The organism is Agrococcus sp. ProA11, from assembly GCF_039880525.1.
GTDB classification, from domain to species: Bacteria; Actinomycetota; Actinomycetes; order Actinomycetales; family Microbacteriaceae; genus Agrococcus; species Agrococcus chionoecetis.
On record NZ_CP156989.1, the window covers coordinates 2100129 to 2123606 of the forward strand.

The window sequence follows — 23478 nt, forward strand, 5'->3', positions numbered from 1 at the left end:
CCGGATGCCGAAGGCCAGGAGCAACCCGACGCAGCGCCCGAAGCAGCGCTCATCGCCGACCGCCCCCGCGCGCGAGTCGGGTCGCGATCGCTTCGAGCGGGTGCTCGCGATCCTGGTCGTGGTCTTCGGTGGCATAGCGCTGCTGGGCTTCGCCGCCACGCTGGCGCACGTGGCCTTCCGCGACGGCAACGCGTTCTTCGCCGGCATCGCGTGGCAGTACGCCTACTGGCTGCCGCTGGTCGCGCTGCCGCTGATGATCATCTGCGTCGTGGTCCTCGTGATCTCGAACGCGAGCGGCAAGGCGCGCAGCCGCTGATGCGCGTGGTCGAGCTCGCCGCCCGCATCCAGGCGATGACGGACGATGCGCTCGACATGCTCGTCGTCGAGCGGCAGGCGCCGCTGCAGCTCGCCTCCACGTTCGACCTCGCCGAGCACCTCGTCAAGGACGCGTCCGTGCAGCAGGCGCTCGCCTGGCGGACCGCTGCCGAGCTCGCGGCGCTCAGCGACGGCCGCTCCACACCGCGGCTCGACGCGCTGCTGCTGGGCGTCGATGGCGTCGCGCTCCCCCGGGTGCGCGAGCTCGCGGCGGCAGCGAGCATCGTTGCCACCGAGCCGCTCGTCGCGGTCGAGAGCGCGACCGCGCCGCAGACCGCGATCGACGAGACGATCAAGATCGCAGAGCTCGTGCACCGAGTCGCCGATGCCCCGATCGTGCTGCGCAGCCGCTCGCAGCTGCCGGCGGCGACCGCGCGCGCGCTGGCGGCCGCCATCGACGGCGATCCCGCGCGGCTGGAGGAGCGGCTGGAGCCCGCCGTGCTCGCCGGCCTCATCGACCGCCGCGACGGGCGGCTGCGCGCCACCGTCGATGCCGACGCATGGCTCGCCGCGCCGGTGCCCGAGCGCTGGTGCACGCTCGCGACCGCCTGGCTCGCCGCCACGCCCGACGCGCAGGCCGTCGCCGGCGATCCCCGCGCGGAGTTCCCGCTCGCCGACGCCGCGGTGCTCGCCGTTCGCGAGCGCCAGCATCGCCAGGCGCAGCGGCTCGGTCTCGCCGATCGCGGCGCCCCCACGATGCTCGGCGTCGACCTGCGGGAGCGCCCGGATGCCGCCCGCGCGGCGCTCGCGGCGCACGTGCCGCCGGCCACCGCCTCCGTCTATCTGCAGCCCGACCTCTCCGCCGTGGCGCCCGGTCCGCTCGAGGGTCGCGTGGAGACCAGGCTGCGCCGCATCGCCAGCATCGAGCGCGCCGGCATCGCCTCGCACTGGCGCATCAGCCCGCAGTCGATCGCCGCCGGCCTCGCCGCCGGGGATGACGCCGACAGCGTGCTCGCCTTCCTCGCCGAGATCTCGCTCACGGGGCTGCCGCAGCCGGTGACGTATCTCGTGCGCGACACCGCCGCGAAGTTCGGCTCCCTGCGCGTCCGGCCCGTCGACACGCGCACGGAGGGCGGCGCACGCTCGCAGGCGCGCAGCGATGACGAGCAGCTGATCCGCACCATCGCGGTCGACCGCGCGCTCGCGAACGCGGGTCCGCTGCAGACCGGCCCGCACCGGGTCACCTTCCGCACCAGCGCCGAGGAGGCGCTCGAGGCGCTGCTCGAGGAGCGCTACCCGGCCGTGCTGGAGGATGAGGCGGGCGAGCTCGTGCGGCGCACGCCCGAGCGCGCGCCTCGGCATACCCACGAGCGGCATCGACTGGTCGATCGCCTGCGCGACGCGGGCTTCGAGGTGGGCGAGCACGAGCGCGCCTGGCTCGAGCGGCAGCTGCAGGGCGCCATCCGCGACCGCATGCCCGTGCGCCTCACGGTCAGCACCGCCACCGACCCGGTCGACGTCGAGCTGGTGCCGCTCGCCGTCGCCAACGGCCGCCTGCGCGCCCGCGACGCGAACCGCGACATCGAGCGGACGCTGCCGCTGAGCGCCATCACGAAGGTCGCCGGCCTCGGCGCCGTCGACTGACCCCGCCTTCCCCCTCCCCCTCTCCCTGCGCCCGCCCGCCCGCCCGGCCGGGTCGCAGAAATGTCACAAGCGGTCGCCAAGACGGCCGGATGCCGACCGTTCGTGACAACTCTGCGCTCAGGCGCGCGCGGCCGCGCCGCGCGAGCGGCGCTCCAGGGCGGCCGGGTAGACTCGAAGGCTGTGACACTCCCAGGCCCCCTCATCGTGCAGTCCGACCGGACGGTGCTGCTCGAGGTCGCGCACCCGGATGCCGCCACGGCGCGACAGGCGCTGCAGGTGTTCGCCGAGCTGGAGCGCGCGCCGGAGCACATCCACACCTACCGCGTCACGCGCCTGGGCCTGTGGAACGCGCGCGCCGCCGGGCACACCGCCGACGAGATCATCGGCACCCTCGACACGCACGCCAAGTTCCCCGTGCCCCCGGGTGTCGCCCACGACATCCGCGAGACGATCGGCCGCTACGGCCGCCTGGTCATCGTGCGCGACGACGAGGGCCTGATGCTGCGCAGCGACGATCGCCCGGTGCTCGAAGAGGTGCGCCACTCCAAGCGCATCCAGCCGCTGCTCGGCGACCCGGTCGAGGGCGGCATCCGCATCATCGACTGGGCGCGCGGCGAGCTGAAGCAGCAGCTCGTCAAGCTCGGCTGGCCGGCTGAGGATCTCGCCGGCTACACGCCCGGCACGCCGCTCGAGATCGATCTGGTCGAGGACGGCTGGTCGATGCGGCCGTACCAGGCGGATGCGGTCACGCACTTCTCCAACGCGGGTTCGGGCGTCGTGGTGCTCCCCTGCGGCGCAGGCAAGACGATCGTCGGCGCGGCCGCGATGGCCGCCACCAACACCACCACGCTCATCCTGGTCACCAACACCGTCTCCGCGCGGCAGTGGCGCGCCGAGCTGCTCGCCCGCACGAGCCTCACCGAGGACGAGATCGGCGAGTACTCCGGGCAGTCGAAGGAGATCAAGCCGGTCACCATCGCGACCTACCAGATCCTCACCGTCAAGCGCGGCGGCGAGTACGCGCATCTCGGCGTGCTGGACGCGCTCGACTGGGGCCTGATCGTCTATGACGAGGTGCACCTGCTGCCGGCGCCGGTGTTCAAGCTCACGGCCGACCTGCAGGCCCGCCGTCGCCTCGGCCTCACCGCCACGCTGGTGCGCGAGGACGGTCGCGAGTCGGACGTCTTCAGCCTCATCGGCCCCAAGCGCTTCGATGCGCCGTGGAAGGAGATCGAGGAGCAGGGCTTCATCGCGCCGGCCGCGTGCTTCGAGGTGCGCATCACGCTCGACGAGGATGAGCGGCTCGAGTACGCCGCCTCCGGCGACCGCGACCGCTACCGCATCGCCGCATCGAGCCCGCGCAAGATCGACACCGTCAAGCGCGTGCTCGCCGAGCACCCGGACGAGCCGACGCTCGTGATCGGGCAGTACCTCGACCAGCTCGACGAGCTCTCGGCAGCGCTCGACGCGCCCCTCATCACCGGCGAGACGCCGGTGGCCGAGCGGCAGGAGCTCTTCCAGGCGTTCCGCGACGGCACCGAGCGGGTGCTGGTCGTCTCGAAGGTCGCGAACTTCTCGGTCGACCTGCCGGATGCGTCGCTCGCGGTGCAGGTCTCGGGCTCGTTCGGCTCCCGGCAGGAGGAGGCGCAGCGGCTCGGTCGCCTGCTGCGCCCGAAGGGCGGGCGGACGGCCAGCTTCTACACGATCGTCGCCCGCGACACCGTGGATCAGGAGTTCGCGCTCGGCCGGCAGCGGTTCCTCGCGGAGCAGGGCTACGCGTACACGATCCTCGACGAGCACGAGATCGGCGTGGCCGATCACGCCACCGCATGACGCTCTCAGGATACGCTCAGCAGACGGTCAGAGACTGAGGCAATGACTGAGCCGAGCGCCAAGATCCTGGTCGTCGACGACGAGCCCCACATCCGCGACCTGCTGACGACGAGCCTCCGCTTCGCCGGCTTCGACGTGCGCGCCGTCGGCGCGGGCGCCGCGGCGATCTCCGCGGTGCTCGACGACGAGCCCGACCTGATCCTGCTCGACGTGATGCTCCCCGACATCAGCGGCTTCGGCGTCACGAAGCGGCTCCGCGCATCCGGCTTCACCTCGCCCATCCTCTTCCTCACGGCGAAGGACGACACCGACGACAAGATCACCGGCCTCACGGTCGGCGGCGACGACTACGTGACCAAGCCGTTCTCGCTCGACGAGATCATCGCGCGCATCAAGGCGATCCTGCGCCGCACGATGGCCGAGTCCGACGAGGCGACCCTGCACGTCGGCGAGCTGGCGATGAACCAGGACACGCACGAGATCACGGTCGCGGGCGAGGAGATCGAGCTCTCCCCCACCGAGTTCAAGCTGCTGCGCTACCTGATGCTGAACGCCAACCGCGTGCTGTCGAAGTCGCAGATCCTCGACCACGTCTGGGAGTACGACTTCAACGGCGACGTCGGCATCGTCGAGTCCTACATCTCCTACCTGCGTCGCAAGATCGACGATCGCGTCAGCGAGCCCATGATCGTGACCAAGCGCGGCTTCGGCTACATGCTGAAGACGCCGAAGGCGTAGGTGCGCGCGACGCTGACGCGCCTGCTCGGCCGGATGTCGCTGGCCGGGCGGATCACGACGCTCATCATCGTCGTCATGACCTTCGGGCTCGCGCTCGCCGGCGTCGGCACGCTCTCGATCATCCGCGACTCGCAGGTCGCCGCGGTCGACCGCGACCTCGATCAGGCGATGCGCGCGTTCACCGACGAGGAGATCACGCGCTCCGACTCGCCGGAGCAGTGCGCGCTGGCGCAGCGCATGCCCAACATCTACTACCTGGGTGTGGCGGATGCGTCCGGGCAGGTGCTCTGCGACAACAAGCTGCCGGGGCCGACCAACCCCGACCTGTCCGGCATCACGCTCGGCACGGTCGCCGAGCAGCCCCGTGCCTTCACGCTGGGGTCGATCGATGGCCAGACCCAGTGGCGCACGCTGGTGGCGACCAGCACGGTGCAGGAGACCGGCGAGCTGCTGGTCTCGATCGTGGCGATCGACCTGACGACCACCGAGGAGACGACCGGCACCTTCACGCTGGTCTTCGGCGGCTTCTCCCTGCTCGCGGTGGTGCTCGGCGCCGCGCTCACGCGCATCCTGGCCGTCTCGACGCTGCGCAGCCTGCGCAAGACCGCCGCCGAGGCGCAGCGCTTCGCCGACGGCGACTACGACACCCGGCTCACCGGCGAGCCGCCGCGCACCGAGGTGGGCTCCCTGCAGCTCTCGCTCAACACCATGCTCGACCGCGTCGAGGCCGCCATCGAGCAGCGGGACGCCTCGGTGGCGCAGATGCGCCAGTTCGTCGGCGACGCCAGCCACGAGCTCCGCACGCCGCTCGTGACGGTGCGCGGCTACGCCGAGCTGTATCGGATGGGCGCGATCTCCGAGCCCGACGCCGTCAAGAACGCGATGGAGCGCATCGAGGGCGAGGCCAAGCGGATGGCACGCCTGGTGGAGGATCTGCTGCTGCTCGCGCGGCTGGACGAGCGCCGACCCCTTGACCTGCAGCCGCTCGACCTCGTGCCGCTGGTCAACGACGCCGCGAGCGACGCGCGCGTGAGCACGACGGACAGGACCGTCACGGTCATCCCCGTCGATGCGGATGCGCTCGGCCCGATCGCGGGCGATGACGACCGCCCGCCGACGGTCGAGGTGTTCGCGCCGCCACCGCTGCAGCCGCCCGCCATCGTGCAGGGCGACGAGCATGCGCTGCGGCAGCTGCTCTCGAACCTCATCGGCAACGCCACCCGCTACACGCCCGAGGGCACCCCGATCGAGCTCGGCGTCGGGGTGTCGAACCGCCGTCGCGAAGCGATCGCGATGGTGATCGACCACGGTGACGGCATCCCGGCCGAGCTGCGCGAACGCGTGTTCCAGCGCTTCTTCCGCACCGAGGTGTCGCGCGCGCGCGACACCGGCGGCACCGGCCTCGGGCTGGCGATCGTGCAGGGCATCGTGCGTGCCCACTCGGGCAGGGTCGACGTCGTCGAGACCCCGGGCGGCGGCGCCACGTTCAGGATCGCGATCCCGCTCGCCGACTCCGCCGCCGTCATGGCGCTCAGCCACCGACTGCGGCCGGAGACCACCGGCGGCCATCCACAGACCATCGGCACGCCGCACGGCTGACGGTCCCGCTCCCCTACCGTCTGCTCCTGAGCGCGGATGCTCCGCGCGGGAGTGAGGGGATCATGACCAGGTATGTCGTCGACGCGGAGGCCATCCACGGCGCCCACATCGCGGTGCGCGGCACCGCCAGCCGGGTGCAGTCGGAGGTCTCGGCGATGCACAGCCACCTGCAGGCGCTGCAGGACTCGTGGAGCGGCCAGGCGTCGGTCGCGTTCCAGGGCGTCGTCCAGGAGTGGCGGGCGACGCAGGTGCGTGTGGAGGAGTCGCTCGCGGCGATCAACGAGGCGCTCGCGCACGCCGGCCGGCAGTACGACGAGGTCGAGCAGGGCAACCTGCGCATGTTCGCCGCCTAGCATCCCCGTCGCCTCACGAGACCGGACCCGCCTGCCGCAGGTCGAGGAGCACGCTGCCGCAGGCAGCGCGCGTCACGAGACCGGACGCCGTGCCGTAGGTTCCATCCCGCAGGTCGGGGCTGCACCCCGCAGGTCGGGGCTGCACCCCGCAGGTCGAGGAGCACGCTGCCGCAGGCAGCGCGCGTCACGAGACCGGACGCCGTGCCGAGCGGAGGACGCGTCGCGAACGGAGGACGATCCGTCCTCTGCTCGTGACGGATCGCGGATGCGTCCTCCGTTGGTGGCGCAGAGCGTCCGGTGACGCGGAGTGTCCGGCGACGCTGAGTGTGCGGCGACGCAGAGCGCCCGGCGACGCAGAGCGCCGGGCAACGCGGAAGGGCCCCAGCATTGCTGCTGGGGCCCTTCCATAGTGGAGCTCCTGGGTCTCGTGACGCGTGCGGCACTGCGTGCCGCGCGCTCCTCGAGCCTGATGCCTCCGCGCTCAGGCCCGCTGTGCGGACCTGAGCGCTACGACATCAGAAGTCCATGCCGCCCGTGGGGTCGGCCGGCATCGGCTGCGACTTCTCGGGCTTCTCGGCGACGACTGCCTCGGTGGTGAGGAAGAGGCCGGCGATCGACGCGGCGTTGGCCAGCGCGGAGCGCGTGACCTTCACCGGGTCGGAGATGCCCGCGGCGAGCATGTCGACGTACTCACCCGTCGCGGCGTTGAGGCCGAAGCCCACCTCGAGGTTGCGCACCTTCTCGGCCACGACGCCCGGCTCGAGGCCGGCGTTGAGGGCGATCTGCTTCAGCGGAGCGTCGACGGCGACCTTGACGATGTTCGCGCCGGTCACCTCGTCGCCCGAGAGCTCGAGGCCCTCGAACGCGCTCTTGGCGGCCTGGATGAGCGCAACGCCACCACCGGCGACGATGCCCTCCTCGACAGCAGCCTTCGCGTTGCGGACGGCGTCCTCGATGCGGTGCTTGCGCTCCTTGAGCTCGACCTCGGTCGCAGCGCCGGCCTTGATGACGGCGACGCCACCGGCGAGCTTCGCGAGGCGCTCCTGGAGCTTCTCGCGGTCGTAGTCGCTGTCGGTGTTCTCGATCTCCTGGCGGATCTGACGCACGCGGCCCGCGATGGCGTCGGCTTCGCCGGCGCCCTCGACGATCGTGGTCTCGTCCTTGGTGATGACGACCTTGCGCGCACGGCCGAGCATGTCGAGGGTCGTGTTCTCGAGCTTGAGGCCGACCTCCTCGGAGATGACCTGGCCGCCCGTGAGGATCGCCATGTCGGCGAGCATCGCCTTGCGGCGGTCGCCGAAGCCGGGAGCCTTGACGGCGACCGACTTGAAGATGCCACGGATCTTGTTCACGACGAGCGTCGCGAGCGCCTCACCGTCGACGTCCTCGGCGATGATGACGAGCTGCTTGCCCGCCTGGATCACCTTGTCGACGACCGGGAGGAGGTCCTTGATGTTCGAGATCTTCGAGTTGACGATCAGGACGTAGGGGTCCTCGAAGACCGTCTCCTGGCGCTCGGGGTCCGTGACGAAGTACTGCGACAGGAAGCCCTTGTCGAAGCGCATGCCCTCGGTCAGCTCGAGCTCGGTGCCGAAGGTGTTCGACTCCTCGACGGTGACGACGCCCTCCTTGCCGACCTTGTCGATGGCCTCGGCGATGAGCGCGCCGATCTCGGGGTCAGCGGCAGAGATCGCGGCCGTGGCGGCGATCTCCTCCTTGGTCTCGACCTCCTTGGCGTTCTTGAGCAGCTGCTCGGAAACAGCTGCGGCAGCCTTGTCGATGCCGCGCTTGAGGCTGATCGGGTCAGCACCGGCCGCGACGTTGCGCAGGCCCTCGCGGACGAGCGCCTGAGCGAGCACCACCGACGTGGTCGTGCCGTCACCGGCGACGTCGTCGGTCTTCTTCGCGACCTCCTTGACCAGCTCTGCGCCGATCCGCTCGTAGGGGTCCTCCAGCTCGATCTCCTTGGCGATCGAGACGCCATCGTTCGTGATGGTGGGGGCGCCCCACTTCTTCTCGAGCACGACGTTGCGGCCGCGCGGCCCGAGGGTCACCTTCACCGCGTCGGCGAGCTGGTTGAGTCCACGCTCGAGCCCGCGGCGGGCCTCTTCGTCGAATGCGATCATCTTTGCCATTGCAGTCTCGTCCCTCCTGGACGCCAGTACGTTCAACTGGCACTCCATCAGCGGGAGTGCCAATCGCAAGTCTGGCACTCGTCGTGGTCGAGTGCAAGCGCGCGAGCGGTGCCGTGTCGGCGGCGGATGCTCGGATCCCGACGGCGAGGCCCGCTACGGCGCCGGCGTCTCGGTGACGGGGGCGTGGTCGACGTCCCCGTCGTCGCGCGGCTCCGCGCTCGGTGCCGTGTTGACGGCATCCGGGGCCACCACGATCGTGATGGGCGTGCCCGAGAGACGGCCGTCCGACTGCTGCTCCGTGCCCACGCCGAGCTGGACGGCGAGTCCGCGGGCGATCGGAGCGAGCGCCTCGTCGTCGAACCAGACCACGGTCGTCTCGCTCGTCTCCGTGCTGCCCGCGGTCGCCACGACGTCCCAGCCGGCGTCCGCGAGCGCTTGGCCGACGCCGGCCGCGAACGCGGGCTCCCCGGAGCCGTCGAGCACGGTGATGGATGCGTCGAGCGCGGGATCGATGGCGCTCGGATCCGTCACCACCGCGGGCTGCGTCGGCTCGGCTGTGACCACCTCGCGCGGGCGCAGCGCGTCGAGCGCGAAGAGGCCGATCGCGGCCAGCACGATCGCAGCCGCCAGCGCGCCGAGCAGGATCGCCCAGCGCGGCCACCGCCTGGTGGCGCTGGAACGATGGGCGCCGACGCGGAGCGTGCGGCTCATCGCGCCTCGCGCAGCCGCAGCAGCCGGCGCACCAGCATCGGGTCGTGACGCAGCGCCGTCTCGGTCTCGAGGCATCCGTCGAGCACCTGGTAGTAGCGCGTCGTGCTCCATCCGAACTCGGCGCGGATGGCACGCGCTTTCGCCCCGCCGTGGTTCACCCAGCCGGCCTCGAAGTCGAGCAGGCGCCGGATGCGCTCCTCGCGCGCCGAGGCGAGGTCGTGAGCCTCGGCATCCGACCCCCGGCCGTCCGGCTCGGATGTCCGTGACTCGGCGCTCGCGAATGCCAGCGCCGCGGCCTCGTCCGTCGCGGCCTCACGGCGCGAGCGCGCATGCGTTCGCGGGTCGATGGCCATGCCCCGATCCTACGACCGGGCAACCGTTCCGCCTGGCGCGAAACGCATGCGCGGCGGTCGTACGCTGGAGGCATGAGCGAATCCGTGCAGCGGTCCGACGCCGAGTGGCGCGCCGCACTCTCCCCCGAAGCCTTCAAGGTCCTGCGCGAGGCAGGCACCGAGCGTCCGTGGACGGGCGCGCTGCTCGACGAGCAGCGCCAGGGTGTGTACACCTGCGGCGCGTGCGGCAACGAGCTGTTCCGCGACGAGACGAAGTTCGACGCCGGCTGCGGCTGGCCGAGCTTCTACGAGACGGTGCGCGAGGATGCCGTCGAGCTGATCGAGGACCGCACCCTCGGCATGGTGCGCACCGAGGTGCGGTGCGCGAACTGCCACAGCCACCTGGGGCACATCTTCGACGATGCACCGCAGACGCCCACGGGCGACCGCTACTGCATGAACTCGCTGGCGCTGAACTTCACGCCCGAGGACTGACCGCCGCGCGGCCGCGCGCGGGCCGCCGGATCGACGACACCGCCACCGCCGCGATCGTCAGTGCAGCACCCGCGAGCGACCACACCGTCACCGGCTGCTCGGCCGGGAACAGCAGGTCGAGCGCGAGCGAGCCGACCACCTGCCCGCAGATGACCGCGAGGCCGAGCGCCAGCACGCCCAGGTGGTGCACGGCGACCGAGCTGAGCGCGACGAAGATCACGCCGAGCGCGCCGCCGACGTAGAGCCAGGGCTCCGCGGGCAGCGGCTGCCACCCCTTGCCCGCGAGCGTCTGCACCGCGACGACCAGTCCGAGGGCCAGGGTGCCGACCGCGAAGTTCTGGGCGGCCTGCGTGATCGCCGAGCGCGTGTGCCGCTGCACCAGACCCGCCATCGCCTGCTGCAGCGCCTGGAGCAGGCCGGCGGCGAAGGGCAGCACCACCAGCCAGACGCCGTCGAGCTGCCCCGTGCCGACCAGCGCGAGGCCGACCGCCACGAGCGCCAGCATCGCGCCGATGACGCGTGGCGCCGTGATCGGCTTGCGCGCCAGGCCACCGAAGGCCATCCGGTCGACCGCGAGTCCGCTGATCGTCTGACCGGCGACGACTCCGACCGTGAAGAGCGCGACGCCGATCGTGCCGACCACGAGGCCCTGCGTCGCGACCAGGAAGGCGCCGATGAAGCCGGTCGAGAGGTACCACCACGGCAGCGAGCCGTCGCGCACGCCGCTGATGAGCCTGCGCATGCCGGCGCGGTCGCGCTTCGACAGCGCCAGCACCACTGCGAGCAGGATGCAGCCGACCACGAACGAGATGAACGCCGCGAGGATGCCGTGCTCGAGCCGCACGCCCAGCTCACCGTTCACCCTGCCCTGCGCGGCGAGCCCGGCACCGGCGAGCACCGCGACCAGCGTCCACGCGAGCGCGCCGCGGTGGTCGGGCTCGGTCACCGGGGCGGGCGCGGCGGCGGTCGAAGGCTGCTCAGTCACCGGTCAAGCCTAGAGCGCCCCGCCGACCGCGCATGCGGCCGCACCTCCGACCCACCTAGAATGGCTCGGTGCCGCCAGCGCGGCAGGCCTCCTTAGCTCAGTGGTAGAGCAACGCTCTTGTAAAGCGTAGGTCGTCAGTTCAATCCTGACAGGGGGCTCCCCTGCTTCGAGCGCGAGCGCAGCAGCGTGTTGGGTTGTTGCAGGCAGCGGCGGCGATCAGTGCAACAACCTGACACGCTCGCACCGCGGACGCCGTCGCTGGCGCGCGGCAACTAGGGCAGCTGCGCGGGGTCGGCGATGAACGCCTCCAGCGCCGCCGCATCGCTCACATCGCCCGCGAAGCTGACGCCGTCGACCATCACGGTCGGCACGCCGCGCAGCGGCTCGGTGCCCTGCAGCGGCGCATCGATCGCGCGCACCGTCGCCTGCCGCACCCACCAGGCGAACTGCGCCGACTCGACGCATGCGGCGACGTCGGCGCCCTGCTCGGCAGCCAGCGCCGAGACCTCGCTCGCCTCGAAGGCTCGCTCCTGCAGGTGCGCGAGCAGCGCCGTCTGGAAGGGGCGGTAGACGTCGGGCGACTGATCGGCGACGCAGGCCAGTGCGTTCGCGCCCAGGGTGGACGCGTAGCCGCTGTCGATCGAGTCGCCGAGCGCGACCGGCAGGTAGGCGACGCGCGCCTGGCCGCTGTCGGCCATCGCGGTCAGCATCGCGCCGCTGGCAGCCAGCAGCCGGTCGCAGTACTCGCAGTTCGCGTCGATCACCACCAGAACGTCGCGCGCGTCGCCGGCGGTCTCCACGCCCGCGGGCTCACCGTCGGCCGGCACCGGATCCGCCGCGACGGCGCCGGCGCCATCGAACGCGATGGCGTCGGCCATGTTGGCCGGGCCGTCGGCGGCGGTGAGTGTGACGATCTGCCCGCCCATGGCCTGCTGGATGGTCTCCAGCTGCGGATCGCGGATCACCCACCGACCCGACACCAGCACCGTCTGCTCCTGCAGCTGGCGCTGCGTCGCGATGGCCTGCGCCGCATCGCCATCGGCGGCGAGGATCAGCTCGGTGTCGGCGCCGCAGCTCGCGACCACCGGCTCGTCGTCCGAAGCGCGGTACTGCTCGACGAGCTCGCCGCACTCGCCGCCGGCAGCGAGGTAGGCGGCACCGAGCTCACCGATCGTCGTGATCGGCGGTGGAGGCTCCGAGGCGCACCCGACCAGCAGGGCGAACGCGATCAGCGCGGCCCCGACCGGTCGGGCGGCTCGCAGCATCAGCCCTCGTCTGCGGGCTCGGTGTCGGCCGGAGCCTCGGTGGGCTCGGGCGTCTCCGTGGGCTCACCCGAGAGCTGGCCGGCGGTCGCGGTGACGAATGCCGAGAAGCCTGCGGCGTCGGATGCGGCACCGGGGTACTGCTGGCCGTTGACGAGCACCGTCGGGGTGCGGTCGGCGACCACGCCATCGGTGCCCGGCAGCGGCTGCGTGCCGGCGCGCACGGTGGCGTTCTCCGCCCAGCTCATGAAGCGACCCTCGGTGATGCAGTCGGCGAGCCCGCCGGAGGTGTCGATGCCGGCACCCTCGGCGACGCCCACGATCTCCTCGTTCGACAGGCCCGCGGTGGATTCCGCCGGCTGGTTGTCGTACATCGCGCTGTTGAAGTCCCAGAACTGATCGGGCGCGAACTCGGCGACGCAGCCCGCAGCCGAGGCGGAACGGGTGGAGAACTTGGTGCCCAGCGATGCACGGTCGAGGATCGCGATGGGATGGATCTCCACGGTCGCGGCACCGGTGGACATGAGCTGCTCGAGCGTCGCGCGGTTGGCCTCATCGAAGGCGCCGCACACCGGGCACATGTAGTCCTGGTAGATCTCGATCTGGATGATGTCCTGGCGCGGCTCGGTCGGCACCGGCTCGGCCTCCGCGGGCACGGCGTCCGTGCGCTCGGCGACGAAGTCCTGCCCGATGACGATGCCGTTCGACGCCATGTTCTCCGGCCCGGGACCGGCGGGACGGATGCTGTTGACGATCACGATCGCGACGATGGCGACGATGGCCACGGCAGCGACGATGATGCCACCGACGGTCAGCCCCTTCTTGAGGCGCTCCCTGCGACGGCGCTCCTCCTGCATCTTCCTGGCCTGGTCGCGCGCCTGCGCGCGGCGCTCGTTCTTCGTCAGCTTCTCGCTCATGCGTCCTTGTCCTGCGGTCGGCCGGGAATCCGGCATGCGGCGCGATCGGGTCACGCACCGTCCTCTAGGGTACCGGGCACCCGGCGTGCAAAGATGTCCGCACGGGCACCGTCGCCCGTCTTCGCACAACGGATCGTCCGGCACGTACCTGCCGGTGGGAGGAAACAACAATGGCGTCTGTGACGTTCGACAAGGCTTCGCGGGTCTACCCGGGAAGCACGAAGCCCGCTGTGGATCAGATCGACCTGGAGATCGCCGACGGCGAGTTCCTGGTGCTGGTCGGCCCGTCCGGCTGCGGCAAGTCCACCACCCTGCGCATGCTCGCCGGCCTCGAAGAGGTCAGCGACGGTCGCATCCTGATCGGTGACCGTGACGTCACCGACATGCCCCCGAAGGACCGCGACATCGCGATGGTCTTCCAGAACTACGCGCTCTACCCGCACATGACGGTCGCCGAGAACATGGGCTTCGCGCTCAAGATCGCCGGCGTCGCCAAGGAGGAGCGGGCGAAGCGCGTCGAGGAGGCCGCTAAGCTGCTCGACCTCGAGCCCTACCTCGGCCGCAAGCCGAAGGCGCTCTCCGGCGGTCAGCGCCAGCGCGTCGCCATGGGTCGCGCGATCGTGCGCCAGCCGCAGGTGTTCCTGATGGATGAGCCGCTGTCCAACCTCGACGCCAAGCTGCGGGTGCAGACGCGCACGCAGATCGCGTCGCTGCAGCGCCGCCTCGGCGTCACCACGGTCTACGTCACCCACGACCAGACCGAGGCGCTCACCATGGGCGACCGCATCGCGGTGCTCAAGGACGGCCTGCTGCAGCAGGTGGGCACGCCGAGCGATCTCTACGGATCGCCCGCCAACGTGTTCGTCGCAGGCTTCATCGGCAGCCCGGCCATGAACCTGATGGAGCTGACCGTCAGCGACCAGGGTGCGCACTTCGGCAACCACCTGGTGCCCATTCCGCGCGAGCAGGTCTCGGGCGCGAAGGACGGCGTCATCGTGGGCGTCCGCCCCGAGGACGTCAACGTCGCCGAACAGGGCGATGGCCTGCCGGTGGAGGTCGATCTGGTCGAGGAGCTCGGCGCAGACGGCTACCTCTACGGGCACGCGGATGTCGAGGGCAAGCGCGTCGACATCGTCGCCCGCGTCGACGGCCGCAACCACGCCAAGCTGGGTGACACGGTCTACATCACGCCCGACCCGACGCACCTGCACGTCTTCGACAAGGCGACCGGCAACCGCCTCTGAGTCACTCCCGCAATGGCCCCGACCTCGGTCGGGGCCATTGCTGTGCTCGGCGCGGCACGCGCCTACGATTGCGGCATGCCCTCGGATCTGCGCATCACCTCGTCGCTCATGGATGCGACGCTGCTCGACCTGCCATGGCACCTCCCGCTCGACGAGTGGACCGAGGACGACGTGGTGCAGCTGCCGAAGGGCATCTCCCGCCACCTCGTGCGCTTCGCCCGCGTGAGCGGCCGCGTGGTCGCGATCAAGGAGACCACCGCCGAGATGGCCAACCGCGAGTACGCCATGCTGCGCCAGCTGCAGCGCCTCGAGGTGCCGTGCGTCGAGCCGCTCGCGGTCATCGCCGAGCGCACCAGCGAGGACGGCGAGCCGCTCGCGGCGGTGCTCATCACGCGCCACCTGCGCTTCTCGCTCCCCTACCGCGCGCTCTACAGCGCGGCGATGCAGGCCGCGACCGCGCAGCGCCTCGTCGATGCGCTCGCCGGACTGCTGGTGCGGCTGCACCTCGTCGGCTTCTACTGGGGCGACGTGTCGCTGTCGAACACGCTCTTCCGACGGGATGCGGGCTCCTTCGCGGCCTACCTGGTGGACGCCGAGACCGGCACCATCGAGCCGAACGGGCTCTCCGACGGGCGCCGTGACGACGACCTCGAGGTCGCCCGCGTCAACATCGCCGGCGAGCTGCTCGACCTCGCGGCCGGCGGCCGCCTCGACGACGCGATCGACCCGGTCGCGGTGGCCGGTTCGATCGTGCAGCAGTACAACTCGCTCTGGCACGAGCTGCACAGCGACCAGGTCGTGCCCGCCTCCGAGCGCTACCGCATCCGGGACCGCATCGAGCGCCTGAACGCGCTCGGCTTCGACATCGGCGAGCTCGCCATCAGCACCACCGACGGCGGCACGAAGGTCGCCATCCAGCCGAAGGTCGTCGACCCGGGCCACCACCACCGCCGATTGCAGTCGCTCACGGGCATCGACGCGCAGGAGAACCAGGCTCGGCGGCTGCTGAACGACCTCGACGAGTACGTCGCCGTGCAGCACCACCTACGACCGACGGTCGGCGAGGATGCGCTCGCCAACGAATGGTTCGAGCGCGTCTTCTCGCGCGTGGTCGCGGCCGTGCCGATCGAGCTGCGCGGCAAGCTCGAGGGCCCGCAGGTCTTCCACGAGGTGCTCGAGCACCGTTGGTTCCTCTCGGAGCAGCGGCAGCGGGAGGTCACGACCCAGGAGGCGACCGAGAGCTACATCGAGACCCAGCTCGCCTTCCGGCGCGACGAGGCCGCCCTGCTCGACGTGCCGGTCACCGTGACGATGCCGATCGTCACGCCAGCGGAGCCGGACGACGACGAGGACGAGGCCGATTGGCGCGATCTCGTCTGAGCGCTACCGGTGCGAGCGGATCTTCGCGACCTCGTAGAGGGTGACGGATGCCGCGATGCCCGCGTTCAGCGACTCGGTCATCGACTCGATCGGGATCGAGACGATCGCGTCGCAGGTCTCGGCCACCAGGCGCGAGATGCCCTTGCCCTCGCTGCCGACGACCACGATGAGCGGTCCATCGGCGAGCTCGAGCTCGTGCAGCGGCACGTCGCCGTCGCCGTCCAGCCCGATCACGAACATCCCCTCGCCCTTGAGCTCCTTGAGCGTGGCGGTGAGGTTCGAGGCCATCGCGACCGGCACGCGCGCGGCGGCGCCGGCGGAGGTCTTCCAGGCGCTCGCGGTCACGCCGACCGAGCGGCGCTGCGGCACGATCACGCCCTGCGCGCCGAAGGCGGCGGCGGAGCGGATGATCGCACCCAGGTTGCGCGGGTCGGTGACGCCGTCGAGCGCGATGAACAGCGGGTTCTGGCCGCGGCTGCGCACGGTCTCCAGCAGGTCGGAAGGGTGCGCGTACTTGTAGGGCGGCACCTTGAGCGCCACGCCCTGGTGCACGCTGTCGTGGCCGGAGATGCGGTCGAGCTCGGGCCGCATGACCTCCATGACCGGCACGCCCCGCTTGTTCGCGAGCGAGAGGATCTCCTTGACGCGGTCATCCATCTCGAGCCGAGCCGCGAGGATCAGCGCGGTGGCGGGGATCTTCGCCTTCAGCGCCTCGAGCACGGAGTTGCGGCCGGTGACCAGCTCGGAGTCGTCCTTCGCCGAGGAGGGCTTGCGGTGACGCGGCGGCTCCGGCTTGCGGCCGCTCTTGCCTGCGACGGCCTCGTAGCGCTCACGCGCCGCCTTCCGCTGGCCGGCTGGATGCCAGGAGCGATCCTCCGCCTTCGGCGTCGGGCCCTTGCCCTCGAGGGACTTGCGGCCGTGACCGCCGGTGCCCTTCAGCGGGCCCTTCTTGCGCGCGGGACGCTGCGGCTTGCTCATGCGATGCTCCAAGTGGTGGTGTCTTTGCCGTCCTCGACGAGGATCCCGGCTGCCGCGAGCGTGTCGCGGATGCGATCGGAGGCGGCGAAGTCCTTTGCCGCACGAGCCGCGCGGCGCTCTGCCAGCAGCGTCTCGACGAGGTGGTCCAGGGCGATGGTCTGCGGGGAGGCGCCGGACTCGGCCGACACTCCAGATTGCCACACCGAGTCCGCCGGGTCGAGTCCCAGCACGCGCAGCATCGCGCGCACCTCGCCGGCGCGAGCGAGCGCGGCCGCCTGATCGCCCGCATCCAGGGCCGCATTCGCGCTGCGCGTGGCGTCATGCAGCACGGCCACTGCCTGCGGTGTGGAGAGGTCGTCGTCCATGGCCGCAGCGAACGCATCCGGCACCGCGGCATCTGCCAGCTCGCCCACCCGGGCGGCGCGCTCGAGCATCGACTCGATGCGGCCGAACGCGGCTTCGGCCTCCGCGAGCGAGCCGCCGGCCAGGCTGCCGTCGGCGGTGCGCAGATCGATCGTCGAGCGGTAGTGCGGGGCGACGAGGAAGTAGCGGGCGACGATCGGGCGCACCTGGCGCAGCAGGTCGGCGGCGAAGATCGAGTTGCCCAGCGACTTCGACATCTTCTCGCCGTCGACGCTGACGAGCCCGTTGTGGCTCCACACCTGCGCGAATCCGAGGCCCGCGGCGGCCGACTGCGCCAGCTCGTTCTCGTGGTGCGGGAACCGCAGATCGAGGCCGCCGCCGTGGATGTCGAAGGCGTCGCCGAGGTATCGGCGCGACATTGCCGAGCACTCGATGTGCCATCCGGGGCGTCCGGGACCCCATGGCGAATCCCACGAGGCCGATGCCGGCTCGTCATCCTTCCGCGCCTTCCAGAGGGCGAAGTCGCGCGGGTCGCGCTTGCCGCGCGGGTCGGCGTCGGCGGCCGACTCCATCTTGTCGATCGATTGGCGCGTGAGCGCGCCGTAGGCGGGCCAGGAGCGCACGTCGAAGTAGACGTCGGCGGAGCCGTCGAGCGCCGGATAGGCGTGGCCGCGCTCGATGAGCAGGGCGATGAGCGCATGCATCTCGGGCACGGATGCGGTGGCGCGCGGCTCGTAGGTGGGCGCGAGCACGCCGACGGCCCGGTAGGCGGCCGTGAACTCGAGCTCGACGCGGTACGCCAGCGCCCACCACGGCTCGTCGGTGGCGCCCGCGAGCACCTTGTCGTCGATGTCGGTGACGTTGCGCACGAAGGTCACGTCGTGGCCGCGGTGCGTCAGCCAGCGGCGCCACACGTCGTAGGCGACGGCGCTGCGCACGTGGCCGATGTGCGGCGAGGACTGCACGGTCGGCCCGCAGACGTACATCGACACGGCACCGGGTCGCAGAGGACGCAGGGCGACGACGGCCTGCTGCTTCGAGTCGTAGATGCGCACGGTCACGGCTCCCAAGGCTAGTGGGCCATCCCGCCGCTCGAGGAGGCGCCGCCCCCTCAGCCGCAGGTCGAGCCGGCGGCCCCCCACCGTAGGTCGAGACGGCGGCGGCCCGCAGGGACGCCGCCGTCTCGAGACCGGGCAGGCGCGTCGCATCCGGTCTCGTGACGCGGACGGCTCCGCCGCCCGCTCCTCGACCTACGGGGTTGCCCGCGGGCGGCTCCGCCGCCCGCTCCTGGACCTCGGGCGTGGGGGCTACGGGAGGCGGCGGATGAGGGCGGTCGCGACCGCCTGCACGCCCTCGCCGCGGCCGATCGCGCCCAGGCCGTCGGTCGTGGTGCCGGCGACGCTGACGGGCGCGCCGACCATCGCCGTGAGCACGCGCTGCGCCTCGTCCCGTCGCGGCCCGATGCGCGGCCGGTTGCCGAGTACCTGCACCGCCACGTTGACCGGTGCCCAGCCGTGCTCGGCGAGCCGCTCGACGGCGGCGCGCACGAAGACCTCACCGAAGGCCCCGGCATGCTGCGGATCGTCGACGCCGACGAGTCCGCCGATGTCGCCGAGCCCCGCCGCGCTCAGCAGCGCATCGACGATCGCGTGACAGACGACATCCCCGTCGGAGTGGCCGGCGAGTCCCTGCCCCTCCCACGCGAGTCCGGCGAGCCGCAGCGGGCCGTCGCCGCCGAAGCCGTGCACGTCGACGCCGACGCCGGTCCTGATCTCGATCGTGGGCTCGCTCATGGTCGTCTCCGTCACCGGGCCCTCGTCGGCAGCCAGCAGCAGCTCGGCACGCTGCGCATCGGCCTGCGTCGTGATCTTGAACGCGAGCTCGGAGCCCTCGACGGGCACGACCGTCTCGCCGAGCGCCTGCACGAGCTGCGCGTCGTCCGTGGAGGTCGCGCGCGCAACGCCGGCCGCGGCATACGCCCGCCGGAGCAGGGCGGTATCGAATCCCTGCGGCGTCTGCATCGCGCGCAGCCGGGAACGGTCGACGATCCCGCCCAGCTCGCCGTCGCTCGCCTCGCGCACGGTGTCGACGACCGGCAGCACCGGCACGACGGCGCGCGCGCCCGCGTGCAAGGCGGCCATGACGCGCTCGACCTGCGTCAGCGGCATGAGCGCGCGAGCTGCGTCGTGCACCAGCACCCAGCGGGCGTCGCCCGCGGCGGCAAGCCCTGCCGCGACGGAGTCGGCCCTGGTCGCGCCGCCGGCCACCACCGTGGCAGCGGCGCTGGCACCCGCGGACACACCCATCCCGGCGCGCTCGGCGATCGCGGCGGCATCCGCCTCCCAGCCCTCGGGCACCACGAGCACGACCGCGGCGTCGAGGCCCGCGAGGCCGCGCAGGGCGTGCTCGAGGATGGTCGCTCCGGCAACCTCCGCGAAGGCCTTGGGCACGCCGCGACCCAATCGGGTGCCGCTGCCTGCGGCAACGACGATCAGCGCGGTGTCCACAGCCGACAGCCTAGGGCGGCAGCGGCGGCCGTCCCGCTCGGGACGGGCGGAAACCAGAACGGCACCCGCACACAGGGTGCAGGTGCCGTCGCGGTCAGTCGAGTGTCAGCTCGCGGGGGCCAGTGCCGCGTCGAGGCGGGCTGCCGCGGCATCCTCGTCGGTCTTCTCGGCGAGCGCGAGCTCGGAGACCAGGATCTGGCGCGCCTTCGCCAGCATGCGCTTCTCGCCGGCCGAGAGGCCGCGATCCTGGTCGCGGCGGCTGAGGTCGCGCACGACCTCGCTCACCTTGATCACATCGCCGGAAGCGAGCTTCTCGACGTTCGCCTTGTAGCGGCGGGCCCAGTTGGTGGGCTCCTCGGTGAAGTCGGCGCGCAGCACCTCGAACACGCGGTCGAGGCCCTCCTCGCCGATGACATCGCGGACGCCGACCATGTCGACGTTGGCGGCGGGGACCTCGATCGTCAATCCGCCCTGCGCAACGTTGAGCTTGAGGTACGTCATCTCGATGCCCTTGACCTTGCGGACCTTGACCTCGGTGATCGTCGCAGCGCCGTGGTGGGGGTAGACGACTGTCTCTCCGACCTCAAAGTTCATCGAATGCTCCTCGTCATAGCCAGAACCTTGATTTTATCACAGCGTGTCGCTCGCCAGCGCCTTGCACCAAGTGGTTGGATCACGCCTCGCGCGCCTACCGTAGAGGCATGCCCCGACCTCAGCGACCGACCCGCAGCTATGCGACCGACCCGCTCACGCGCGCCGTGCGCGTCGTCGCGCTCGTCGGCGTCGCGAGCATCGCGGTCTGGCTGCTGCTGCTCTATCCCGCGCTCCCGCAGCGCGTGCCGACGCACTTCGACGCCGGCGGCACGGCCGACGCGTGGGGCGACAAGTCGAACGTGCTGCTGCTCATCGCCGTGTTCGTCGTGATGTCGGGAGCGATCGCCTGGCTCTCGACGAAACCGCACTGGGCCAACTATCCCGCCGCGGTCACGCCGTCGAACGCGCAGCGGCTCTATCGCGAGGCCGAGCGGATGCTGGCGTGGCTGCTGGTGCCCATCGCGGTGCTGTTCGCGGGCATCGCGCTGAGCCAGCTGTCCGTGCCCGCTGCGCCGCTGCTGCTGCTCGGCACGGGAGGCTTGCTCGCGGTCACGGCCATTGGGGTCGCGCGCCTGCTGCGCGCGGCTTGAGCCCGCCCCGCAGCCGACACGCCACGCACTAGACTGTCTGCATCCGCGCCACCTCCCCCGGGCGGGCGCCAGCATCACCTGTCGAAAGGGTCCCCGTGCAGCCTCGCATCGCCGCCGCAGCAGCCGCAGCCGTCGTCGTCGCCTTCGCCGCGACCGGATGCAACCTCGTCACACCGCAGGCGACGCTGATCGAGTACGACCCCTCCGACGGCGTCTCGGGTACCACGGGCACCGTCATGATCCACAACGCGATGCTCATCGGTGAGCCCGGCGGCGACGAACTGAGCCTCGCGGCCACGTTCACGAACGATGGCGAGGCGACGTTCGTCGAGGTGCGCTACGAGGACGCGGTCGAGCAGGTGCGCGTGCCGGAGGGCGTCACGACCTACGGCTTCCCCGAGCAGCAGCTGATCCTCCCCTCGTCGGACGACCTCACCTTCGGCTCGCTGCAGAACGTCGCGTTCACGGCCGACGGCGCCGAGCCGGCCGGCCTGCGCGTACCCGCGATCTCGACCGAGGTCGTCGGCTACGAGACGCTCGCTCCGGCCGCCGAATAGCGCTCAGCGCTCGAAGCGGTAGCCGAGCCCGCGCAGCGTCGCGACGCGGACCGGGTTGGCGGGATCCTCCTCGATCTTCGCCCGCAGCCGCTTGATGTGCACGTCGAGCGTCTTGGTATCGCCGAAGTAGTCGCTGCCCCAGACGCGGTCGATCAGCTGCGCCCGCGTCAGCACGCGCCCGGCGTTGCGCATGAGGTACTCGAGCAGCTCGAACTCTCGCAGCGGCATCGCCACGGGCTCGCCGGCGACGTGCACCGTGTGGCTGTCGGCGTCGAGCCGCACCCGCCCGATCTCCACCACGTCGTCATCGTCGTCCTCCTCGACGGCGCGACGTCGGAGCACGGCGCGGATGCGCGCGACCAGCTCGCGCGTCGAGTACGGCTTGGTGACGTAGTCGTCGGCCCCCAGTTCGAGCCCGACCACCGTGTCCACCTCGCTGTCCTTCGCCGTCACCATGATGATCGGCACCTGCGAGCGCTGGCGCATGAGCTTGCACACCTCGGTGCCGCTGCGGCCGGGGAGCATGAGGTCTAGCAGCACCAGATCGGCGCCCTGCTCCTCGAACATGTCCAGCGCGCGGATGCCGTCGGCGGCGTGCGCCGTCTCGTAGCCCTCGAGCTCGAGCAGGTAGGCGAGCGGCTCGGCGAGCGCGATCTCGTCCTCGACGATCAGGATGCGCGTCATGCGTTCTCCTTGCGGGTTGCTGTTGCCGCTGCGACCGGGAGCCGCAGGGTGAAGGTGGAGCCCTGGCCGGGATGCGACCACAGTCGCACCTCGCCCCCGTGGCTGATGGCGACGTGCTTGACGATGCTGAGGCCGAGGCCGGTGCCGCCCGTGACGCGGCTGCGCGCCGGGTCGATCCGGTAGAAGCGCTCGAACACGCGCTCGTGGTCCTCCTGCGCGATGCCGACCCCGTTGTCGGTCACCGCGATCTCGACCACCTCGTCCACGACGCGGACGCCGACGCCCACGTGGGTCGCGGCGGGCGAGTACTGCACGGCGTTCGCGATCAGGTTCTGCACCGCCATGGTCACGAGCTCCTCGGAGCCCAGCACCTCGGCCTCGTCGAGCACGCGCGGCAGCACGCGCATGCGCTTCGTCTCCGCGAGCACCGAGTTGCGATCGACCGCCACGTCGACGACGTGCGAGATGGAGAAGCGCTCCGCATGCTCGAGCGGATCGTCGGCCTGGATGCGCGAGAGGTCGATGAGCTCCTTGGTCATGCGGCCCAGCCGATCGGCCTCGACCTGCATCCGCTGCGAGAACGCACGCACCCGAGCGGGATCGTCGGCGGCCGCCTCGATCGCCTCGGAGAGCAGCGACAGCGCACCGATCGGCGTCTTCAGCTCGTGGCTGATGTTGGCGACGAAGTCGCGTCGCACGCCGGCGAGGCGCAGCTCCTCGGTGCGGTCGGAGACCAGCACCAGCATGAAGCGGTTGCCGAGCGGCGCGACGCGCGCCCGCAGCTGCAGCTCGGTGCCGACGCCGATGCGGCCGCGCCGGTAGACGATGTCGAGCACCTCGGCCTCGCCCGTCCGCCAGGTGCGACGCACCGCATCCATGATCTCCCTGGAGCGCAGCTCCCGACCGTCGACCAGGTCGAGCCCATGCGCACCCGGAGAGGCGAGGATCACCTGGTTGGAGCCGTCGAGGACGATGCCCGCGGACTCCAGCACATCGACCATCGCCGCGATGCCGTCCGGGATGGGCTCGGACGCGATCGCCATTACCTGCCGGCCGCGCTGCGCGGCGATGCCGAGCAGATACACGGAGCCGGACCCGAGAGCGAAGCCCAGCAAGAGCGCCAGGAGCACATACCAGGACGCATCCACGCTTCGATCGTATCCTGGCTGGACGCGGCCCCCGTGGTTCAGCCGTCGGACACCCGGCGGTAACCTGGCCGCGGAACACTCGGGGTTCGACACGTGCCCGGCCCCGAGCGGGTC

The 23478-nt window shown here is 71.4% G+C and carries 23 protein-coding genes and 1 tRNA gene; 12 read left to right on the forward strand and 12 right to left on the reverse strand.

Annotated elements, in window-relative coordinates; genetic code table 11:
• The first annotated feature begins 4 nt into the window (after positions 1-4).
• The 6 genes from ABG090_RS10035 to ABG090_RS10060 all read left to right on the forward strand — a co-directional run bounded on the left by ABG090_RS10035 (position 5) and on the right by ABG090_RS10060 (position 6482).
• A complete protein-coding gene (locus ABG090_RS10035; protein WP_347754341.1) occupies positions 5-316 on the forward strand; it encodes a hypothetical protein in 312 nt (103 codons plus the stop codon).
• Positions 316-1959: a helicase-associated domain-containing protein gene (locus ABG090_RS10040; protein WP_347754342.1), complete on the forward strand. Its 1644-nt coding sequence runs from the start codon at positions 316-318 to the stop codon at positions 1957-1959. The genes ABG090_RS10035 and ABG090_RS10040 overlap by 1 nt, the downstream gene beginning before the upstream one ends.
• Before the next feature lie 180 nt (positions 1960-2139).
• Positions 2140-3792, forward strand: coding sequence for a DNA repair helicase XPB (locus ABG090_RS10045; protein ID WP_347754343.1), 1653 nt, complete (start codon positions 2140-2142; stop codon positions 3790-3792).
• A gap of 42 nt (positions 3793-3834) precedes the next feature.
• On the forward strand, positions 3835-4530 hold the full coding sequence (locus ABG090_RS10050) for a response regulator transcription factor (protein WP_347754344.1): 696 nt from the start codon (positions 3835-3837) through the stop codon (positions 4528-4530).
• Entirely contained in the window at positions 4531-6129 is a 1599-nt protein-coding gene (locus ABG090_RS10055; RefSeq protein ID WP_347754345.1) for an ATP-binding protein, read from the forward strand.
• Between the two features lie 62 nt (positions 6130-6191).
• A complete protein-coding gene (locus ABG090_RS10060) occupies positions 6192-6482 on the forward strand; it encodes a WXG100 family type VII secretion target (protein ID WP_347754346.1) in 291 nt (96 codons plus the stop codon).
• 515 nt (positions 6483-6997) lie between these two features.
• Here the strand turns inward: ABG090_RS10060 and groL are convergent.
• From groL to ABG090_RS10075, 3 genes are all read right to left on the reverse strand, one after another.
• The gene (gene groL, locus ABG090_RS10065; RefSeq protein WP_347754347.1) at positions 6998-8617 is read right to left on the reverse strand and encodes a chaperonin GroEL; all 1620 of its coding nucleotides are present in this window, start codon (positions 8615-8617) and stop codon (positions 6998-7000) included.
• A 153-nt stretch (positions 8618-8770) separates the two neighbouring features.
• Positions 8771-9328 carry a LytR C-terminal domain-containing protein gene (locus tag ABG090_RS10070; RefSeq protein WP_347754348.1) on the reverse strand — a complete coding sequence of 186 codons (558 nt, stop codon included), beginning with the start codon at positions 9326-9328 and terminating at the stop codon, positions 8771-8773.
• Positions 9325-9681: a DUF3263 domain-containing protein gene (locus ABG090_RS10075; RefSeq protein ID WP_347754349.1), complete on the reverse strand. Its 357-nt coding sequence runs from the start codon at positions 9679-9681 to the stop codon at positions 9325-9327. The genes ABG090_RS10070 and ABG090_RS10075 overlap by 4 nt, the downstream gene beginning before the upstream one ends.
• A 72-nt stretch (positions 9682-9753) precedes the next feature.
• On the opposite strand from ABG090_RS10075, the gene msrB reads away from it, so the two are divergent.
• Positions 9754-10155: a peptide-methionine (R)-S-oxide reductase MsrB gene (gene msrB, locus ABG090_RS10080; protein WP_347754350.1), complete on the forward strand. Its 402-nt coding sequence runs from the start codon at positions 9754-9756 to the stop codon at positions 10153-10155.
• Here msrB and ABG090_RS10085 read toward each other — a convergent pair.
• Positions 10139-11140 (reverse strand): DMT family transporter, encoded by a 1002-nt coding sequence (locus ABG090_RS10085; RefSeq protein WP_347754351.1) that lies wholly within the window; start codon positions 11138-11140, stop codon positions 10139-10141. The genes msrB and ABG090_RS10085 overlap by 17 nt on opposite strands.
• Positions 11141-11226: 86 nt before the next feature.
• Here ABG090_RS10085 and ABG090_RS10090 point away from each other — a divergent pair.
• Positions 11227-11298, forward strand: a tRNA-Thr gene (locus ABG090_RS10090).
• A 114-nt stretch (positions 11299-11412) separates the two neighbouring features.
• On the opposite strand, the gene ABG090_RS10095 is transcribed toward ABG090_RS10090, so the two are convergent.
• Together ABG090_RS10095 and ABG090_RS10100 are read right to left on the reverse strand one after the other, a co-directional pair.
• The gene (locus tag ABG090_RS10095) at positions 11413-12405 is read right to left on the reverse strand and encodes a thioredoxin domain-containing protein (protein ID WP_347754352.1); all 993 of its coding nucleotides are present in this window, start codon (positions 12403-12405) and stop codon (positions 11413-11415) included.
• The gene (locus tag ABG090_RS10100; protein ID WP_347754353.1) at positions 12405-13319 is read right to left on the reverse strand and encodes a thioredoxin domain-containing protein; all 915 of its coding nucleotides are present in this window, start codon (positions 13317-13319) and stop codon (positions 12405-12407) included. Before ABG090_RS10100 ends, ABG090_RS10095 begins: the two co-directional genes overlap by 1 nt.
• A 170-nt stretch (positions 13320-13489) precedes the next feature.
• Between ABG090_RS10100 and ugpC the strand changes: the two genes are divergently transcribed.
• Positions 13490-14563 carry a sn-glycerol-3-phosphate ABC transporter ATP-binding protein UgpC gene (gene ugpC / locus ABG090_RS10105; RefSeq protein WP_347754354.1) on the forward strand — a complete coding sequence of 358 codons (1074 nt, stop codon included), beginning with the start codon at positions 13490-13492 and terminating at the stop codon, positions 14561-14563.
• Between the two features lie 75 nt (positions 14564-14638).
• Complete coding sequence (locus ABG090_RS10110; protein WP_347754355.1) at positions 14639-15943, forward strand: DUF4032 domain-containing protein; 1305 nt, start codon at positions 14639-14641, stop codon at positions 15941-15943.
• Positions 15944-15946: 3 nt separating this feature from the next.
• Here ABG090_RS10110 and rlmB read toward each other — a convergent pair whose 3' ends face one another.
• The 4 genes from rlmB to ABG090_RS10130 form a co-directional block, all read right to left on the reverse strand.
• On the reverse strand, positions 15947-16921 hold the full coding sequence (gene rlmB / locus ABG090_RS10115; RefSeq protein WP_347754356.1) for a 23S rRNA (guanosine(2251)-2'-O)-methyltransferase RlmB: 975 nt from the start codon (positions 16919-16921) through the stop codon (positions 15947-15949).
• Positions 16918-18345, reverse strand: coding sequence for a cysteine--tRNA ligase (gene cysS, locus ABG090_RS10120; RefSeq protein ID WP_347754357.1), 1428 nt, complete (start codon positions 18343-18345; stop codon positions 16918-16920). Before cysS ends, rlmB begins: the two co-directional genes overlap by 4 nt.
• 246 nt (positions 18346-18591) lie before the next feature.
• A complete protein-coding gene (gene ispD / locus ABG090_RS10125; RefSeq protein ID WP_347754358.1) occupies positions 18592-19791 on the reverse strand; it encodes a 2-C-methyl-D-erythritol 4-phosphate cytidylyltransferase in 1200 nt (399 codons plus the stop codon).
• A gap of 105 nt (positions 19792-19896) precedes the next feature.
• Positions 19897-20385 carry a CarD family transcriptional regulator gene (locus ABG090_RS10130; protein ID WP_347754359.1) on the reverse strand — a complete coding sequence of 163 codons (489 nt, stop codon included), beginning with the start codon at positions 20383-20385 and terminating at the stop codon, positions 19897-19899.
• A 107-nt stretch (positions 20386-20492) separates the two neighbouring features.
• On the opposite strand from ABG090_RS10130, the gene ABG090_RS10135 reads away from it, so the two are divergent.
• Together ABG090_RS10135 and ABG090_RS10140 are read left to right on the forward strand one after the other, a co-directional pair.
• Positions 20493-20975: a DUF1648 domain-containing protein gene (locus ABG090_RS10135; RefSeq protein ID WP_347754360.1), complete on the forward strand. Its 483-nt coding sequence runs from the start codon at positions 20493-20495 to the stop codon at positions 20973-20975.
• A 95-nt stretch (positions 20976-21070) separates the two neighbouring features.
• The gene (locus tag ABG090_RS10140) at positions 21071-21532 is read left to right on the forward strand and encodes a hypothetical protein (protein WP_347754361.1); all 462 of its coding nucleotides are present in this window, start codon (positions 21071-21073) and stop codon (positions 21530-21532) included.
• A 3-nt stretch (positions 21533-21535) separates the two neighbouring features.
• Here ABG090_RS10140 and ABG090_RS10145 read toward each other — a convergent pair whose 3' ends face one another.
• Together ABG090_RS10145 and ABG090_RS10150 are read right to left on the reverse strand one after the other, a co-directional pair.
• Positions 21536-22216, reverse strand: coding sequence for a response regulator transcription factor (locus ABG090_RS10145; RefSeq protein ID WP_347754362.1), 681 nt, complete (start codon positions 22214-22216; stop codon positions 21536-21538).
• Positions 22213-23364 (reverse strand): ATP-binding protein, encoded by a 1152-nt coding sequence (locus ABG090_RS10150; RefSeq protein WP_347754363.1) that lies wholly within the window; start codon positions 23362-23364, stop codon positions 22213-22215. The genes ABG090_RS10145 and ABG090_RS10150 overlap by 4 nt, the downstream gene beginning before the upstream one ends.
• Positions 23365-23478 lie beyond the last annotated feature (114 nt).